Origin of the sequence: Pseudovibrio sp. WM33 (genome assembly GCF_001623165.1) — a bacterium.
Classification (GTDB): domain Bacteria; phylum Pseudomonadota; class Alphaproteobacteria; order Rhizobiales; family Stappiaceae; genus Pseudovibrio.
Genome location: NZ_LMCK01000009.1, coordinates 1 through 16,218, shown reverse-complemented (window position 1 = coordinate 16,218; position 16,218 = coordinate 1). Strand labels below are relative to the sequence as shown.

Genomic DNA, 16,218 nt, shown 5'->3' with positions numbered 1-16,218 from the left:
CCGGCGCAGGGTATGCGCCGGCCTTGAAGAGAAGGGCTTATTGGAAGTCTTTCTTCAGACGGTCAATGGTGTCCTGACCAACAACTTCAGCCATTGCAGGCCAAACTTTTTCGCGTACACGCTCAGCAAGAACTTTTTCCTGCTCAGGGGTGAAGCTCAGGACTTCATAACCGGATTCTACGAGTTTCTGCTTGAAGTTCGCATCGTTCTCTTTGTTGAACTGGAAGTACTGCTTGGAAGCTTTATCAAACGCAGCTTTCACAACAGCTTTCTGCTCATCATTCATCTTGTTCCAGGTTTTCAGAGAACCATAGAAAGAGTTGATTTCAGAGATCGCGTTGTACTCTACGAAGTACTTACCAACATTGGACTTTGCGAAGATGGTGTAAGCAGCCTGTTTGGTGCAGCACAAGGTGCCGTCAACAATACCGGACTGCATTGCAGGGAACATATCACCCCAAGCCATGGTGGTGGTGTTGTAGCCCAGAGTTTCTGCCATGTCTTTAACAACAGCAGAAGACCAGACACGGATGTTCATGCCTTTGTCGCCAAAGCCTGTGTAGTCTTCAGGCTTTTTGTTCGCAACAACACCAACAAAACCTTCAGGGTTGTGGTTGAACAGCTTCAGACCGAGGTTCTCAAGACGCTCATTGATGATCTTGTTGTACTCAGAATCTGGGTTCAACATCACGTTTTCCAGATCATCCCAGCTGGTGAACAGGTATGGCATGGACATGATGTCGAGCACTGGATCTTTGTGGGAGTAGATGAACGCCATCACAAAGTCCACGTTACCGCGGATGGTGTCTTCAACCAGAGACTCACCGGAACCGAGCTGGCTTGCAGGGAAGACAGAAACTTTCAGGCCAACATCAGCAGCCTCAATTTCCTTTTCGATCTGCTTCAGCATTTTGGTGCCTTCGTGATCGACAGGTACCGTACCAGCGATTTTCAGACGCAGATCAGCAGCGTATACGGAGGACGCCAGTGTCAAAGCAATTGCACTTGCTGCACCTACGCTCAATACGCGACGGAAACCCTTTGATACAGTTTTAAGGCTAGGTTTGTTCATTCTTGTCTCCCTAATAACCATCCAGATACGCATCTATTGCTTATCATTGGCTCCCGGATGGCCGATTATGCCTCTCGCAACACATGCGACTTGCGTCAAATCGTGTCACTCAAGATTTTTAGATTGCTACAGCTCAGGGGCCGCGATCAGAAACATCTTTCATTGCTCTTGATGAGTGATGTCCCTGTAAGTGCTTATCCCCTTGTGCCGAATAGATGCGAAGAACTGGCAATAAAGCGCAGTGCGTTTCACATGCATACTTTTACTAACTCGGGAAACATACTAGATATAATTCAAATGATCCATATTTTTTTCACTATTGACCATTTGTCACCTTATGAACTAGTCATATCTACTGAATTTGAAGAAATTTTGGGCGGAAAGCTCTTCAAATTATAGGGTTTTAGGCAAACCAAATGGCGGCAGCAATTTTCTGCATCAAAAAAAGACACTGATATATCAATTCAATATCGGTCAAAAATCGAGAGGAACATCGAAGATGCAGAAACGCTACACGCAAAAATCGAGAATTTTGAGTGGCTGATACATTTGATCCATTTGCACCAAAAAATTTAAAACAATGATTCGTTTGGGAGGGGAAACTATGACGAAAAGCTACCAGGAGACGGTTGATCAACTCACGAAAGCCTATCCAAATCTAAGCAAGCAGCTCAAAAAGAGCGCGGCTTATGTCTTGGAATATCCAAGTGATGTTGCCACCCTGTCCATGCGTCAGGTTGCAGCCCGTGCAGACGTCCCTCCTCCCACCATGAACAGACTTGCAAAATCTCTTGAGTTTGGAACCTACAATGCCCTGCGTGATGTCTATCGCGGCGGGTTCGAGGATTTTTCCTCCAACTACCCATCCCGAGCCGGAGAGCTACAGGCCACACATGGAACCTCAGATATTGAAGCCTCTTTGCAAAGTTTCAAAAGCGCAGCTCTTGGCAATCTGAAGCACTTGTTCGACACCGTCGACCGGGATCACCTCCAACAAATCGTCTCGTCACTGGCCACCGCCCGGAACGTGGTTGTTGTTGGTATGCATGCATCCCACTCACTCGCAAATTACTTGCACTATGTTGCCTCCATGTGCTTTCGCAACTGGCGGCTCATCAATCGCAAGAATGGCGAAATCGCAGATCAGGTTGAGTACATCAACGCCGATGACGTTGTCGTCGCAATCTCCCTGAACCCATGCGCTGCTGACACTGTACTCGTTGCAAAACGGGCGTATGAAGTGGGTGCAACGGTCGTCGGCATCACCGATACCAGAACATCTCCTCTTGCCACTTATTCAACCGACCTCCTGCTCACACCTGTTCAAAGCCCGCATTTCTTTGAAAGTTACGTCGCCACTGCGGCCCTTCTGGAAATGATCCTTGGCTTATTGGTGGCAGATAGCGGGCAGGTCGTCATCGACAACATCACAAGGCTGGAGCGCTGCCGCAATGAACTCGGCGAATACTGGCCAGACCAATAAACCAATAAGAACTCGGAATACCCTATGACAAAGCTCAGTCTCCTTGCCGGTCAGATCAACATTCCTGCGATGACCACAGCAGACCAGCGAGACGCACATGTGCGCTCCGTGACCACCAAGTTGCATCAGCAACTCACTGTAAAGACACATGACCTGGTTGTTCTACCTGAGCTTTCGACCGTTGATTACTCCAGAGCTGCCTTCGCTGAACTCGGCGTGCTGGCAGAAGACCTGAACGGCCCCTCCGTCAAAGCATTTGGCGCTTTGGCAAAACAGCACAACACCACAATCGTCTTCGGCATGCCGCGCAAAGAAGAGGATCACTATAAGATCTCTCAGGTCGCTGTCGGGCCGGACGGAGCTGTCATTGGCTGCTACGATAAGCTCCACATTTGCCAGTATGGCGCATCTATGGAGAAGGAATACTTCGAGAAAGGCGACCACCTTTTCTCATTTTCCGTAAAGGGCATAAAGGTTGCACCAATCATCTGCTACGATATCCGCATCCCTGAACTCAGCCGCACACTGGCCCTGCAACACGGCGTTGACCTGATCCTGCACAGCGGCGCGTATGCCCGGGATGAAAGCTTCTTCAGCTGGCACGACTTCGTGGTCACCCGCGCTCTGGAAAGCCAGATCTTCTTCCTCAGCCTCAATCGCGCTGGCGAGAACTTCGGTAATTCCACGTTCTGTCCTTCCTGGACAGATGAGAACACACCACGCACAATCTTCCCTCAAACCAACGAGCATTTTGAGGGCTTTGAGCTGGATACGGCTGTGATTGATCAAGCGCGCGAAGACTACACATTCCGCAAGGATTTGCTGGAAGACTACTCCCAACTTAAGCATCAGGAACCTGAGCTGCTCAACCAATAGCTAGCTCTATTCCCATCAGTTTTCCCTCTAGTATCGTTTGCAACAAAACAACTTTCTGGAGGGGAAACACGCCATGACAGATCTGCCAAAGCTTACGGACGCAACGCTTACGCTTGAAAACCGCGTTGCCACACTCACCATGAACCGTCATGACCTGCGCAACGCCCTCACCGGCTCTGCGCTGATTGACGACATCGTGACAACGGCGGAATGGGTCAATATCTGCCCTGATGTCTCAGTTCTACTTCTGACGGGTGCAGGCTCAGCCTTCTCCTCAGGTGGCAACATCAAAGACATGGCAGAACGCGGCGGTGACTTTGCTGGCAATGTGGCTGAGGTGGAGAACCACTACAGACGCGGCATCCAGCGCATTCCTCTCGCCCTGCAAAATGTAGAAGTGCCGATCATTGCAGCCGTCAATGGTCCTGCCATCGGAGCGGGCTTTGACCTTGCCAACATGCGCGACATCCGCCTGGCTTCCACCAAAGCCAAGTTCGGAGAGACCTTCCTGAACCTTGGCATCATCCCCGGCGATGGCGGCGCATGGTTCATGCAGCGCTTAATCGGCTACCAGCGCGCAGCAGAGCTTACCCTGTCAGGACGTGTTATCAACGCCCAGCAAGCCAAGGAATACGGCCTTGTGTTGGATGTGTACGAGCCAGACGACCTCATGGCAGAAGCCAGCAAGATGGCTCAGCAGTTCGCCTCTCAGCCCCCAAAGGCCACGCGCCTCACCAAACGCCTGCTGAAGATGGCCCAGCGCACTGAGCTAAAAGACTTCCTCGACCTGTCCGCGTGCTTTCAGGGCATGAGCCACAATGAGCCCGAACATCTGGAAGCTGTGCTCGCCTTTATGGAAAAGATGAAATAGGCACCAAAACGAGAAGAGCGCTGCATACTGGCGGATACCCGGCAGCGTACAGCGCTCATCCAACAAACAAGAAATGACTTACTTCGCAGGCCTGCGAATGGAAGGCTCCGCTTCCAAGACCAGCGGATTGAGCCCCTCTCCGCCATCTTTCACAATATCAAACAGTTGCAGCCGCATCCGCGGCTCCCAAAAATCGTTGATGTGATCGGCAATACCTGCAACCGCCTCTTCATGCGGCTTATGCTTGAAGAAACCAGCGATCTGGTTTGCCATGTAGGTGAGCTTTTCTGGTGCCATACCCGAGCTCTCCTCCCTTTTAAACTCTCAGTTCCATTGCGCGCAGACTGCACAAGCCTCTCTGAAATCAGAGGACACTTATGCAGCCCAGCGTCAAATACACTTATTCCGCAGTTTCAATCCGGCGAGACCGAGCGGCATGTTCCTGATACTCTTCCTGCCAGTCTGTCTGACCGTTGGAAAGAGAAACCTGAACCGCCGTCACTTTGTATTCCGGACAGTTCGTCGCCCAATCAGAATAGTCGGTCGTCACCACGTTTGCCTGTGTCGCCGGATGGTGGAACGTGGTGTAAACAACACCTGTTGAAACGCGATCCGTCACATTCGCCCGCAAGCTGGTTTCGCCAGAACGGCTCATAAGCTTAAGCCAGTCACCATCTTTAATGCCGCGCACTTCTGCATCATGCGGATGAATCTCCAGCACATCTTCCTCATGCCAAACTACATTGTCTGTACGCCGTGTCTGAGCGCCAACATTGTACTGGCTCAGAATGCGGCCCGTGGTCAAAAGCAGCGGGAAGCGTGGACCGGTCTTCTCATCCGTCGCAACATAGTCGGTCCGAATGAAACGGCCTTTGCCACGCACAAACCCGTCCAGATGCATGGTTGGCGTGCCTTCCGGCATTTCCTCATTACAAGGCCACTGAACAGAGCCCTGCTCCTCCAGAAGGTCGTAGGTCACATTGGCAAAGCTTGGAGTGGTTGCCGCAATCTCCTCCATGATCTGAGAAGGATGAGTGTAAGTCCAGTTTGCTCCCATGGCATTTGCAAGCAGCTGGGTCACTTCCCAATCCGCATAGCCATTGCGCGGTGCCATCACTTTGCGTACGCGGTTGATACGCCGCTCAGCATTGGTGAAGGTGCCATCCTTCTCAAGGAAGGTGGAACCTGGCAGGAACACATGCGCATAGTTCGCGGTCTCATTCAAAAACAGATCATGAACGATCACACATTCCATGGCAGCAAGACCAGCAGCAACGTGCTTCGTATCAGGATCAGACTGCAAGATGTCCTCACCCTGCACGTAGATGCCCTTGAACGTTCCCTCAACAGCTGCATCCAGCATATTCGGAATACGCAAGCCCGGCTCGTCAGAGATGGTCACACCCCAGATCTGCTCATAAATATCGCGCGCATCAGCATTCTTCACATGGCGATAGCCCGGCAGTTCATGCGGGAACGACCCCATATCACAGGAGCCCTGCACGTTGTTCTGACCACGCAGCGGGTTAACACCAACGCCTTTCTTGCCGATGTTACCAGTCAGCATGGCAAGGTTCGCAATGCCGATAACAGTCGTGGACCCCTGACTGTGTTCCGTCACGCCAAGACCGTAGTAGATCGCACCATTCCCGCCGCGCGCATAAAGCCGTGCCGCCCCGCGTACTTCCTCAGCAGGAACACCCGTCAGCAACTCAGCAGCTTCCGGGCTGTTGGCTGGGTTGGAGACGAACTCAACGTAGTCCTGAAACTCATCCATATCACAGCGTTCACGAATGAAAGCCTCATCGAACAAACCTTCAGTCACGATCACATGTGCCATCGCAGTCACAATGGCAACGTTCGTTCCCGGACGCAGCGCCAGATGGTGCGAGGCCTTGATATGCGGAGACTTCACCAGATCAGTCCGGCGCGGATCAATCACGATCAGCTTTGCGCCCTGACGCAAACGCTTCTTCAAACGAGAGCCAAACACCGGATGCCCGTCTGTCGGGTTTGCCCCGATCACCAGCACCACATCGGAATGCTCAACACTGTCAAAGTCCTGCGTCCCCGCAGAGGTGCCAAACGTCTGACCAAGGCCATAACCGGTTGGTGAATGACATACGCGTGCGCAAGTGTCCGTGTTGTTGTTCTCAAACACGGCTCGTGTCAGCTTCTGAACGAGGAAAGTCTCTTCATTGGTACAGCGAGAGGACGTGATCACACCAACAGACTCTTTGCCGTACTGCTGCTGAATGCCCTTCATCTTGTTCGCCGCAAAGCTCAGGGCTTCATCCCAGGAAACTTCCCGCCATGGCAGATCAACGCTCTCACGAACCATCGGGTTGAGGATACGGTCCTGATGCGCCGCATAGCCATAAGCAAAGCGGCCTTTCACGCAGGAATGACCACGGTTCGCCTTGCCATCCTTATACGGCACCATGCGCACCAGCTCATCACCGCGCATCTCTGCCTTGAAGGAACAGCCAACACCACAGTAAGCGCAGGTCGTCACAACAGAACGTTCCGGCTGTCCGATATCGATCACGGACTTTTCCTGAAGCGTCCCTGTCGGACACGCCTGCACACAGGCACCGCAGGACACACACTCAGAATCGAGAAAACTCTCAGACATGCCGGCGGTCACGCAAGAGTCAAAGCCGCGCCCGGTAATGGTCAGCGCAAACGTACCCTGCACTTCCTCACAGGCCCGCACACAGCGCGAGCAGACAATGCACTTGGCAGGGTCATAGGTGAAATAAGGATTGCTCTCGTCCTTTGGCTTCCAGCAGGCATTCACCTCACCGCCGCCATCACGCATTTTAAAGTGGTTCTGCGCATCAGCGCCATAGCGCACATCGCGCAGACCAACCGCTCCGGCCATGTCCTGCAGCTCACAGTCACCATTGGCAGCGCAGGTTAAGCAATCCAGCGGGTGATCAGAGATGTAAAGCTCCATCACACCACGGCGCAGGCCCTTAAGGCGATCTGTCTGGGTGCGAACCTGCATCCCCTCTTCCACCAGCGTGGTACAGGAGGCAGGCGTTCCGCGGCGGCCTTCAATCTCCACCAGACACAGGCGGCAGGAACCAAAGGCGTCAACCATATCCGTCGCGCACAATTTGGGAACCTGAATACCAGCTTCCATGGAAGCCCGCATCACAGAGGTTCCTTCAGGCACGTTCACATCAAAACCATCAACGGTGATAGTGACAGTCTTTTCAGCGGTCGATTGAGGAGTACCAAAGTCTGTTTCTTTAATCAGGGTCATGGGTTCACTCCGCCGCGTCCGTTAATGGCTTTACATGAAAATCCTGCGGAAAATGCGTCAGAGAACTCATCACAGGATAAGGTGCAAACCCGCCAAGAGCACACAGCGAGCCCATTTTCATCGTATCGCAAAGGTCAGTCAGCAACTCCACTTGCTGCTCCGGCTGATCCCCTTCGGCAATCCGGTCCAGCACTTCCACACCGCGCACAGACCCAATACGGCACGGCGTACACTTGCCGCAGCTCTCAATGGCGCAGAACTCCATAGCAAAACGTGCCTGCTTGAGCATATCGACCGTATCGTCAAACACCACGATCCCCGCATGGCCAATCATGCCATTACGCTCAATAAACGCCTCATAATCAAAGATCGTGTCAAACAAAGACGGCGGGAAATAAGCGCCCAGCGGACCACCAACCTGAACAGCCTTCACCGGACGACCGCTCAAGGTGCCGCCACCGATATCGTAAATCAGCTCGTTCAGTGTCAAACCGAAAGCCGTCTCAAACAACCCGCTGTTCTTAATGTTGCCAGTCAACTGGATCGGGATAGTCCCGTGGGAGTAGCCAACACCATAATCTCGGTAGAACCGTGCGCCGCGATCCATGATGATCGGCACAGACGCCAGCGACATCACGTTGTTGACCACAGTCGGGCAGCCAAACAGGCCTTCAATCGCCGGAAGCGGAGGTTTCGCCCGCACAATACCGCGTTTGCCTTCAAGGCTGTTGAGCAGCGAGGTTTCCTCACCGCACACATAAGCACCAGCCCCTTCACGCACTTCCATATCAAACGCATGATCAGAGCCCATCACGGAAGCTCCGAGAATACCGGCTTTGCGCGCAATCTTGATCGCGTCCTGCATAATCGCAACCGCATGCGGGTATTCAGAACGGGTGTAGATGTATCCCTTAGTCGCACCAACCGCGATCCCGGCAATGGTCATGCCTTCGATGAGAACGAACGGATCGCCCTCCATGATCATCCGGTCAGAAAACGTACCACTGTCACCTTCATCTGCATTACAGACGATATATTTCTGCGCACCTTGCGCCTTCAGCACAGTGTTCCATTTGATACCTGTCGGAAAACCAGCGCCACCGCGGCCACGCAGACCACTGTCGGTCACGTCCTGCACAATCTCCGCAGGCGTCATCTCAAGCGCACGCTTCAGGCCAAGAAAACCGTGATGCATCTCGTAATGTTCAAGAGAAAGCGGATCAGTGATGCCACAGCGAGAGAACGTCAAACGCGTCTGTCGCTTCAGATAAGGCATCTCTTCGGTCAACCCATGACACAAAGGATGGTCACCACCATCCAGCAGGCCCGCATCCAGCAGTCCGGCTACATCAGATGGCTTCACCGGACCATAGGCTATCCGGCCCTGCTCGGTTTCAATCTCAACCAACGGCTCCAGCCAGTGCATACCGCGAGATCCGTTACGGATGATTGTCGCATCCACACCGCGCGCGCGCAGCTCTTCCGCCAGCGTCTCAGCAACACGGTCAGCGCCAACCGCCAAAGCAGCAGCGTCGCAAGGAACGTAAAGGACAGCCCCCATCACTTCACCTCCTCAACAAGCTTCAGCACAGCCTCTTCATCAAGGCGGCCATGCAGGTTGCCATCCATCATGGCAGCTGGTGCACACGAGCACAGGCCAAGGCAATAGACCGGCTCCAGCGTCACCTTCCCATCAGGCGTGGTTTCGTGCCATTTGATGCCAAGGTCTCTTTGAATGTCATCTGCAAGCTTTTCGCCGCCCATCGACTGGCAGGCTTCTGCACGGCAAACCTTCAACACGTGGCGTCCGGCAGGTTCTGTACGAAAGTCGGGGTAAAAACTCATTGTGCCATGCACTTCAGCACGGCTCAGGTTCAACCGATCTGCGATCTTTAAAAGCGCATCCTCGGGAACATAACCAAATTTCCCCTGCACATCGTGCAGGATTGGCAGGAGCGGCCCTTCCTGATGTTCGTGGACATCAATAATCGCGGCCGTTTCTTTTTCTATATCCTGCGATTGCGTCTGCAAGGCCATAAAATCCTCCCTCCTCGCACGTCAATGCTTCGTGTTGGCACAATATGTCGCAGGCAATCAATATGATATATCCGTTGGGCGATTGCACATCCCTATCAAGGAAATCACGTAGAGAGCTCTTTGCCCTGCGAAATTCTAGTAATTCTCTTCAAAAAAATGTCCAAAAGCGGCGCACGAGGCTCACGCTGCGTCGCAATCAATCCAACCATAATACTGGCATAAGGATCAGAGATCGGGATGATCTCAAGATGATCAGAGGCAATTGTCTGCGCCACAGCCTGCGGGATAATCGTCCCCCACCGCCCGGTACGCACATGCGCCAGCAGGCACATGATGGAATCTGACTGCAGCACAGGCTTTGCCACCACATCAACATCATGCAGGATATTGTTGATGATACGCCGGCATTGCATGTCACTGGTCAGCAAACACAACGGGACCCTGCTCACATCCTCCAGCGTGGCATGCTCGCGGCCAGAAAGCGGCCCACCTTCAGCCACTACAAAGCAGTAGCGCTCCCGATAAAGAGGAATTTGTAAAACCCGCCCCAAAGGCTCGTTGTCCAGATAGGTCAGCCCCACATCAATTTCCAGATTTTCCAGCTGCGCCAGAATCTCAGAGGACGGACGCGAGAACACCGCAAAATCAACGCCCGGGTTTTCCTCGCTAAAGCATGTGGTGAGTTCAGGAACATAGGTCAGAGCTGTGGGGATGGAGGCAATCCGCAACGTACCCGATTGACCATCACTGACCGCCTTCAGCTCCTGCTTCATGGTCCGCGTATCAGCCACAAGCTTGCGGGCCCATTCCAGCACCCGCTCCCCTTCTGGCGTCAGGCCCTGAAAACGCGAGCCACGCAAAACCAGCAGAGCGCCAAGCTGTTCTTCAAGATGTTTGATGTTGGCCGAAAGCGTCGGTTGCGTCACACCACACTCGTCCGCCGCCTTCCCAAAATGCTTCTCACGCGCCAACGCAATAAACATCTCCAGCTTATCGATCATGGGTTATCCTCGCAAACGTTCCCGCAACACCATCCATCAGCAAGTACCAGTCTGTCAGGCCAATACCGCTCGGGATTGCTCATATCCTCCTACAAGCAATCCCTTAGATGTTTTTTCTTAGCTCTGAAATGAACTAGCATATTCAGAGCAAGAACGATAACGCGGAACATCAAGAACACGGCGCGGTTTGGATAAACTCTGCAATCAGACGTTCATACCGATGAAGCTTACACCAGCGACCATGAATATGGCGGCCAGCATGCGGCGCACCCAGTTGCCTTCGCCCAGGACGACAAAACCGATTAAGGCGGCAAAAATGACGGAGGTTTCGCGCAAAGCTGAGACAGCGCCCAGCGGTGCAAAGTTTTTGGCGTAAAGCACCAGACCATAAGCAATCATGGAGACAAGACCGCCCGTCAGGCCCAGTGCCCATGTTCTCCTGGAAAGGCTTGGCAAAACAGACCACCGCCGCACACCAATGAAGGCTGCGATAAAGACCTGCAAAAACGCACCCCACGCCCAGTAACTCAACGTGTTGCCAGAAAGCCGGACACCAACACCGTCAACCAGCGAGTAAGCGGAGATACAAACACCTGTGGCAACCGCGAACCCAAGCGCCGCACCGCCAACACCTTGCCGCAAGGCAGACCAGCTGGACATCTGAATACCAAACCCGATCAAGCCAATGCCAAACCACGCCCAAAACGGCAGCACTTCGCCCACAAACAGCATGGCCCATAAGGAAACCAGAGCCGGGACAATACCGCGTGCGATGGGATAGACCACACTCAGGTCCCCATGACGGTACGCCTGCCCCAGCGTGTAGTAGTAGACAAAGTGAATGCAGGTGGAGAGCGCCACATAGCCAAAACTCTCAGGTGCAGGCAAAGGCAGGATCATGATCATGACACCTGCCGGGATCATATGCCCAAACGCCACAAGTCCGAGAGTAAGTGTACGGTCACCCGCTGTTTTAACAATCGCATTCCAGATCGCATGCAACAGTGCTGCTGCAAGGATTATCATTATGATGGATAGGCTCATCAATCAAAACCATTCGTAGTGTGGAAGCCTGCCCGGCAGCTTTAAAAAAGCTCCATCATCCGATCTGCGACTGACCTCGCAACACCAGATAACCGGCTTCCATCTTGTTTTATCTATCTTTTAAAATGCTGTAATTTCGAAGGTTTTCGATTTCTGCATCTGATTGCCTGCGTGCCGCTTTAAGCAGATCACAGGCGGGTAGTCTTGTTTCAACTCAGCTTTTTCGGGAGGCTATGAAGCTTTGAATGCCCCAGTCCGCAAAGGCAGTCACAAACGGTTCGTCAAGCGGGCTGTCGGTCACCACATAATCCACCTGTCGTGGGTCCGGTCCTACATACGGTGCTGTCTCACTCAGCTTGCCATGATCAAACGCAACCAGCACCTGATCCGCTTTCTCTGCAATGGCAGCACTCAGTTGGGATTCAACACTACTTTGATAGAGAAACCCCTTGCTGGCAGAGACCGCATCAAGGCTGAAGATGGCCATATCAAGCGCGAACCGCTGTACCTGACAATAGGTGTCGTGACCAAAGGTTCCCCGGTCATTGACCTGCATTTCACCACCAAGCAAATGCACGCGGTTGCCGTTCACATTCACCAGTGTCTGCGCAACACCAATGGAGTTTGTGACCACCGTCAGGTTCCTACGCAATCTCAGGTCTTCCGCCACATATGCCGTGGTGGAGCCGACATCCAAATAAACGGTCATGCCATCTTCAACCACATCACACACAACAGCGGCGATCAGCCGTTTTTCATTGGTTCGCTGTGAAATACGGCGAAAGAAGCTTGGATCATTTTGCGAGCTCGCCAGATAGGCCCCGCCACGCACCCGCTCAAGGTCTGAAGTCATCGACAAAGACTTCACCGTCCGGCGCACAGTTTCTTCAGAAACATCCAGTGCCTTAGCCAGATCAGCATTGCGTGCCGATCCGCCAAGTCGTTTTAAAACTTCCAACAGTTCCAGTTCGCGGTGGCTATGAGACATCTGCCCCTCACGTTTGCGCGGATAATCACGTTCTGTGACTGCCTTACTCCACAATTACAGTCAAATTCCAACACATATGTCGATTTATGTTGGAATTTGTGTGTAGCTGTGGATTATTTGCTGGCAAACGACCACAGTTACATCTCTCTTTCATATTGCCGGAGTAACGGTCTGTCGGACTGCGCCACACCTGTGGCTTTGGGGGATCAGGAACATGCAAAACAAACGCAATGTGCTTTTTATCATCATCGACCAGCTGCGCGCGGATTGTGTGTTCGGTGAACTTGGCAAACACGTAAACCTGCCAAACCTACGCGCGTTCATGGAAGAGAGCGTCACCTTTACACGTCACTTCTCCGTCACCAATCCATGCGGCCCCTCCAGAGCGTCACTGCTGACAGGGCAATACGCCATGAACCATCGTTCCGTGCGCAATGGCACACCGCTGAGGCACGACACGCCCAACATCGCAACGCAAATGCGCAAGGCGGGCTATCTGCCCATGCTGTTTGGATACACGGACACCTCACAGGATCCCCGTGCCTTCCATCCGAACGACCCAGCAGTCAGAACCTACGAATACCCGATGAACGGCTTCCATGAGATAACGGAGATGCGCATGGATATGTCCTATCCATGGCAGTCTCACCTCATGAACCAGGGGTATAAATTTGAGAAGTACTGGGACGTCTACAAGCCCATCTCACCCAAAGGCAAAGCCCCACGCCTCAACGATCCTGCGCTCTATGCAGCTGAAGACAGCGACACGGCGTTTCTAACAGATGCCTTCCTCAAGACAATGCCAGCCTACAGTCAGCAAAGCTGGTTCGCGCATCTTACCTACATTCGTCCGCATCCTCCGCTCGTCGCCCCTGCCCCGTATAACGACATGTACGATCCGCAAAACCTGCCGCTCCCAGAGCGACTGGAAAGCGCAGAAGACGAGCAGGCCCAACATCCGTTCTTCACCCCGGTCATGCAAAACAACAGCGCAGCCAGCTTTGTTGAGGGCTTCCCGGATCTGGAACCAACAGACGAGAACATCCGTACCCTGCGCGCAATCTATCTCGGGCTAGCCACAGAAGTGGATCACCATGTAGGCCGTGTTGTGCAGTTCCTCAAAGACACAGGACAGTACGACGATACCATGGTGATAATCACAGCTGACCATGGCGAAATGCTGGGCGACCATCACAGCTGGGGGAAAATGACCGTTTATGATGCGGCCTACCACACCCCTCTCATCATCCGCATGCCAGACGGAGAGCACGGAACGCAGGTCTCAAAGATCACCGAGTCCATCGATATCATGCCAACCATTCTGGAATGGGTCGGGCAGGATGTTCCAGGCTCCGTGGATGGCAAGTCCCTGCTCCCGTTCCTCCAAGGTGAAACACCTGAGAACTGGCGCACGGTCTCCATGTCAGAGCTGGACTTCGCTGACCCGTTACAGCCAACACTCTGGCAGCAACAGCTTGGAACCAAACTGGACAACTCCTGCCTGAGCATCTTGCGCGATGAGCGTTTCACACTTGTGGAGTTTGCAGCAGATCTGCCCCCCATGCTGTTTGATGCTAAGGGCAAAGGTGAAATGGAAAATCTGACGCAAAAGCCAGAGCATGCTCTAACACTGGCACGTATGACCCGCGAACTCCTCCGCCATCGTATGAAGAACATGGACAAGACCCTGTCCAACTGGATGATCACCACAGACGGCCCGAAACACTGACCCAGGAACGGGGCATCACACCATGCCCCGTTTTTCACCACAAACAGACAGCAGCTGATCAACGCTGTTTAATCTCCTCAATCATCGCCTTACCAATCTCAGCGATCACCGCATTGCGCTGCCTAAAACTCGCATCACTGCCCATCATATAAACCGAAGCCAAATATGGTGCTCCTGCATCCGGCCAGATAACACTGATAATCCCACGCGAACCATTCTGACCTCCACCGCTCTTGTCTGCAATGCGCCAGCCCTTCGGCAGATGCTTTCGGATCAACTCATCCGCAACCTTGTCATCCACCATCCACTGCTGCAGCTGTGCGCGGGAAGACGGAAGCAACACATCCTCAAACAGCAACCTGTCCAATGTCTTGAGCACAGCAGAAGGCGAAGTAGTATCACGGGGATCTCCGTGCCTGGCTTCGTTCATAGCTGGCTCATTCCGGTCCAGACGCGTCACCCGATCACCAAGCCCACGTAAGAATCTGGTCAGCCCTTCCGGCCCATCAACGCGTTTCAAAAGCAAGTTTGCAGCACTGTTATCGCTCATGGTGACCGTCGCTTCACACAGCTGGCCAACACTCATTCCTGAAGCCACATGGTTCTCCGTAACAGGAGAATAAGAGACAAGCTCGGTTGCCTTGTAAGTGACAAGATCACCAAGGTTCTCTTCACCGCGATCAACACGGCTTAAAACGGCTCCGCAGAGCAATGCCTTAAACGTGCTGGCCATAGGAAACCGCTCATCCGCCCGATGCTCAACGGTCCAGTCAGAACCGGTATGGCGCAGCACCACACCAATGCGCCCTCCAACCTCAGTCTCCAACTGACCGACTGTGTCCATCAGTGGCCCAGCCTCACTGACCAAAGGCAAGCTCAACGTGAAGGCCAACGCACATGCAAACCGTCTCATAGGAACGCAGCTTTCCTCTAAAAAACGCAACATTCTCCAATTCCTTTCATGACAAGCAGCGGCCCCATCAACAAATAAATTTCATGAAACAAGTACAGTGCAACCCCTGCCGCAAAGCAGAACACTCAGCAGCATAAATTCGCCAAAACCAGCGCTTAAGCTAGAAATTTCATGTGGTGGGCACCGGTATAATCAGATGCATCCTCAGACCTAAACACTTTTAGGTAGAGCCACAAACGACTAATTCTCGACACAAATATTAGAAAAACTAATAGGCATGGACCGACCAAACATCCCCCTCAACGCCCTCCGCGCCTTCGAAGTCGCCGCCCGGCAAGGCAGTTTTACCCGCGCTGCGATCGAGCTGAGAGTCACACAAGCCGCTGTAAGTCATCAACTTATCGCGCTGGAAGAACTGCTCGGTACATCTCTTTTCCACCGCACACCAAAAGGTCTGGTCCTCACCGATGAAGGCACAGTCCTACACCCCATCCTCACCCAAAGCTTCGACAGGATCGGAAATGTCCTCGATCGTTTCCTTGATGGTCGCTATCAGGAAACTCTCAATGTGGGCGTTGTGACCACCTTTGCAACTGGCTACCTCATAGAGCGCCTGCCAGATTTTCAGCAAAAACACCCCGGTGTGAACCTGCGCCTGTTCACCAACAACAACCGCGTCGATATAGCGAAAGAAGGCCTTGATATTGCGATACGATTTGGAGAAGGTCTCTGGCCTGGTCTGCAAGCGACACCATTGCTTACAACACCTTTAACTCCCTTGTGCTCACCAGATATTGGAGCGTCCCTTAAAACTCCTCAAGATCTCACCAAGCACATTCTTTTCCGGTCCTACCGTTCAGATGAATGGGAATTATGGTTCCAAAACGCATCAACGTGAGCCTCCCCCTTTGAAGTGGTCCACGCCTATAGTTA

At 52.9% G+C, this 16,218-nt stretch carries 14 protein-coding genes; 5 read left to right on the top strand and 9 right to left on the bottom strand.

What is annotated here, in order from left to right:
* Nucleotides 1–37: 37 nt before the first annotated feature.
* Nucleotides 38–1,072: a TRAP transporter substrate-binding protein DctP gene (dctP, locus tag PsWM33_RS01800; RefSeq protein ID WP_063299021.1), complete on the bottom strand. Its 1,035-nt coding sequence runs from the start codon at nt 1,070–1,072 to the stop codon at nt 38–40.
* 604 nt (nt 1,073–1,676) lie between these two features.
* On the opposite strand from dctP, the gene PsWM33_RS01790 reads away from it, so the two are divergent.
* From PsWM33_RS01790 to PsWM33_RS01780, 3 genes are all read left to right on the top strand, one after another.
* Nucleotides 1,677–2,555 carry a MurR/RpiR family transcriptional regulator gene (locus PsWM33_RS01790; protein ID WP_057463690.1) on the top strand — a complete coding sequence of 293 codons (879 nt, stop codon included), beginning with the start codon at nt 1,677–1,679 and terminating at the stop codon, nt 2,553–2,555.
* Between the two features lie 24 nt (nt 2,556–2,579).
* Nucleotides 2,580–3,431 carry a carbon-nitrogen hydrolase family protein gene (locus PsWM33_RS01785; RefSeq protein WP_063299019.1) on the top strand — a complete coding sequence of 284 codons (852 nt, stop codon included), beginning with the start codon at nt 2,580–2,582 and terminating at the stop codon, nt 3,429–3,431.
* A gap of 73 nt (nt 3,432–3,504) precedes the next feature.
* Nucleotides 3,505–4,302, top strand: coding sequence for an enoyl-CoA hydratase-related protein (locus tag PsWM33_RS01780; protein ID WP_063299018.1), 798 nt, complete (start codon nt 3,505–3,507; stop codon nt 4,300–4,302).
* A gap of 78 nt (nt 4,303–4,380) precedes the next feature.
* Here the strand turns inward: PsWM33_RS01780 and PsWM33_RS01775 are convergent, their stop codons facing one another.
* The 7 genes from PsWM33_RS01775 to PsWM33_RS01745 form a co-directional block, all read right to left on the bottom strand.
* A complete protein-coding gene (locus tag PsWM33_RS01775; protein WP_057463687.1) occupies nt 4,381–4,599 on the bottom strand; it encodes a formate dehydrogenase subunit delta in 219 nt (72 codons plus the stop codon).
* A 103-nt stretch (nt 4,600–4,702) separates the two neighbouring features.
* Nucleotides 4,703–7,573, bottom strand: coding sequence for a formate dehydrogenase subunit alpha (fdhF, locus tag PsWM33_RS01770; protein ID WP_063299017.1), 2,871 nt, complete (start codon nt 7,571–7,573; stop codon nt 4,703–4,705).
* 4 nt (nt 7,574–7,577) lie between these two features.
* The gene (locus PsWM33_RS01765; protein ID WP_063289342.1) at nt 7,578–9,134 is read right to left on the bottom strand and encodes a formate dehydrogenase beta subunit; all 1,557 of its coding nucleotides are present in this window, start codon (nt 9,132–9,134) and stop codon (nt 7,578–7,580) included.
* Complete coding sequence (locus tag PsWM33_RS01760; protein ID WP_057463683.1) at nt 9,134–9,610, bottom strand: formate dehydrogenase subunit gamma; 477 nt, start codon at nt 9,608–9,610, stop codon at nt 9,134–9,136. Before PsWM33_RS01760 ends, PsWM33_RS01765 begins: the two co-directional genes overlap by 1 nt.
* Nucleotides 9,611–9,714: 104 nt before the next feature.
* The gene (locus tag PsWM33_RS01755; protein WP_057463682.1) at nt 9,715–10,611 is read right to left on the bottom strand and encodes a LysR family transcriptional regulator; all 897 of its coding nucleotides are present in this window, start codon (nt 10,609–10,611) and stop codon (nt 9,715–9,717) included.
* 204 nt (nt 10,612–10,815) lie between these two features.
* Nucleotides 10,816–11,655, bottom strand: coding sequence for an EamA family transporter (locus PsWM33_RS01750; protein WP_193778349.1), 840 nt, complete (start codon nt 11,653–11,655; stop codon nt 10,816–10,818).
* Nucleotides 11,656–11,869: 214 nt separating this feature from the next.
* Nucleotides 11,870–12,643, bottom strand: coding sequence for a DeoR/GlpR family DNA-binding transcription regulator (locus tag PsWM33_RS01745; protein WP_063299015.1), 774 nt, complete (start codon nt 12,641–12,643; stop codon nt 11,870–11,872).
* Nucleotides 12,644–12,857: 214 nt separating this feature from the next.
* On the opposite strand from PsWM33_RS01745, the gene PsWM33_RS01740 reads away from it, so the two are divergent.
* The gene (locus tag PsWM33_RS01740) at nt 12,858–14,372 is read left to right on the top strand and encodes an alkaline phosphatase family protein (RefSeq protein WP_063299014.1); all 1,515 of its coding nucleotides are present in this window, start codon (nt 12,858–12,860) and stop codon (nt 14,370–14,372) included.
* A gap of 58 nt (nt 14,373–14,430) precedes the next feature.
* Here the strand turns inward: PsWM33_RS01740 and blaPSV are convergent, their stop codons facing one another.
* The gene (gene blaPSV, locus PsWM33_RS01735) at nt 14,431–15,285 is read right to left on the bottom strand and encodes a PSV family class A beta-lactamase (protein WP_063299045.1); all 855 of its coding nucleotides are present in this window, start codon (nt 15,283–15,285) and stop codon (nt 14,431–14,433) included.
* A gap of 277 nt (nt 15,286–15,562) precedes the next feature.
* Here blaPSV and PsWM33_RS01730 point away from each other — a divergent pair, with 277 nt between their 5' ends.
* A complete protein-coding gene (locus PsWM33_RS01730) occupies nt 15,563–16,183 on the top strand; it encodes a LysR substrate-binding domain-containing protein (protein ID WP_208994350.1) in 621 nt (206 codons plus the stop codon).
* Nucleotides 16,184–16,218: the final 35 nt, after the last annotated feature.

Excerpts from the sequence above, each read along its gene's own strand:
- dctP (WP_063299021.1), bottom strand. The coding sequence starts at position 1,072 with ATGAACAAACCTAGCCTTAAAACTGTATCAAAGGGTTTCCGTCGCGTA.
- PsWM33_RS01790 (WP_057463690.1), top strand. The coding sequence starts at position 1,677 with ATGACGAAAAGCTACCAGGAGACGGTTGATCAACTCACGAAAGCCTAT.
- PsWM33_RS01785 (WP_063299019.1), top strand. The coding sequence starts at position 2,580 with ATGACAAAGCTCAGTCTCCTTGCCGGTCAGATCAACATTCCTGCGATG.
- PsWM33_RS01780 (WP_063299018.1), top strand. The coding sequence starts at position 3,505 with ATGACAGATCTGCCAAAGCTTACGGACGCAACGCTTACGCTTGAAAAC.
- PsWM33_RS01775 (WP_057463687.1), bottom strand. The coding sequence starts at position 4,599 with ATGGCACCAGAAAAGCTCACCTACATGGCAAACCAGATCGCTGGTTTC.
- fdhF (WP_063299017.1), bottom strand. The coding sequence starts at position 7,573 with ATGACCCTGATTAAAGAAACAGACTTTGGTACTCCTCAATCGACCGCT.
- PsWM33_RS01765 (WP_063289342.1), bottom strand. The coding sequence starts at position 9,134 with ATGGGGGCTGTCCTTTACGTTCCTTGCGACGCTGCTGCTTTGGCGGTT.
- PsWM33_RS01760 (WP_057463683.1), bottom strand. The coding sequence starts at position 9,610 with ATGGCCTTGCAGACGCAATCGCAGGATATAGAAAAAGAAACGGCCGCG.
- PsWM33_RS01755 (WP_057463682.1), bottom strand. The coding sequence starts at position 10,611 with ATGATCGATAAGCTGGAGATGTTTATTGCGTTGGCGCGTGAGAAGCAT.
- PsWM33_RS01750 (WP_193778349.1), bottom strand. The coding sequence starts at position 11,655 with ATGAGCCTATCCATCATAATGATAATCCTTGCAGCAGCACTGTTGCAT.
- PsWM33_RS01745 (WP_063299015.1), bottom strand. The coding sequence starts at position 12,643 with ATGTCTCATAGCCACCGCGAACTGGAACTGTTGGAAGTTTTAAAACGA.
- PsWM33_RS01740 (WP_063299014.1), top strand. The coding sequence starts at position 12,858 with ATGCAAAACAAACGCAATGTGCTTTTTATCATCATCGACCAGCTGCGC.
- blaPSV (WP_063299045.1), bottom strand. The coding sequence starts at position 15,285 with ATGAGACGGTTTGCATGTGCGTTGGCCTTCACGTTGAGCTTGCCTTTG.
- PsWM33_RS01730 (WP_208994350.1), top strand. The coding sequence starts at position 15,563 with ATGGACCGACCAAACATCCCCCTCAACGCCCTCCGCGCCTTCGAAGTC.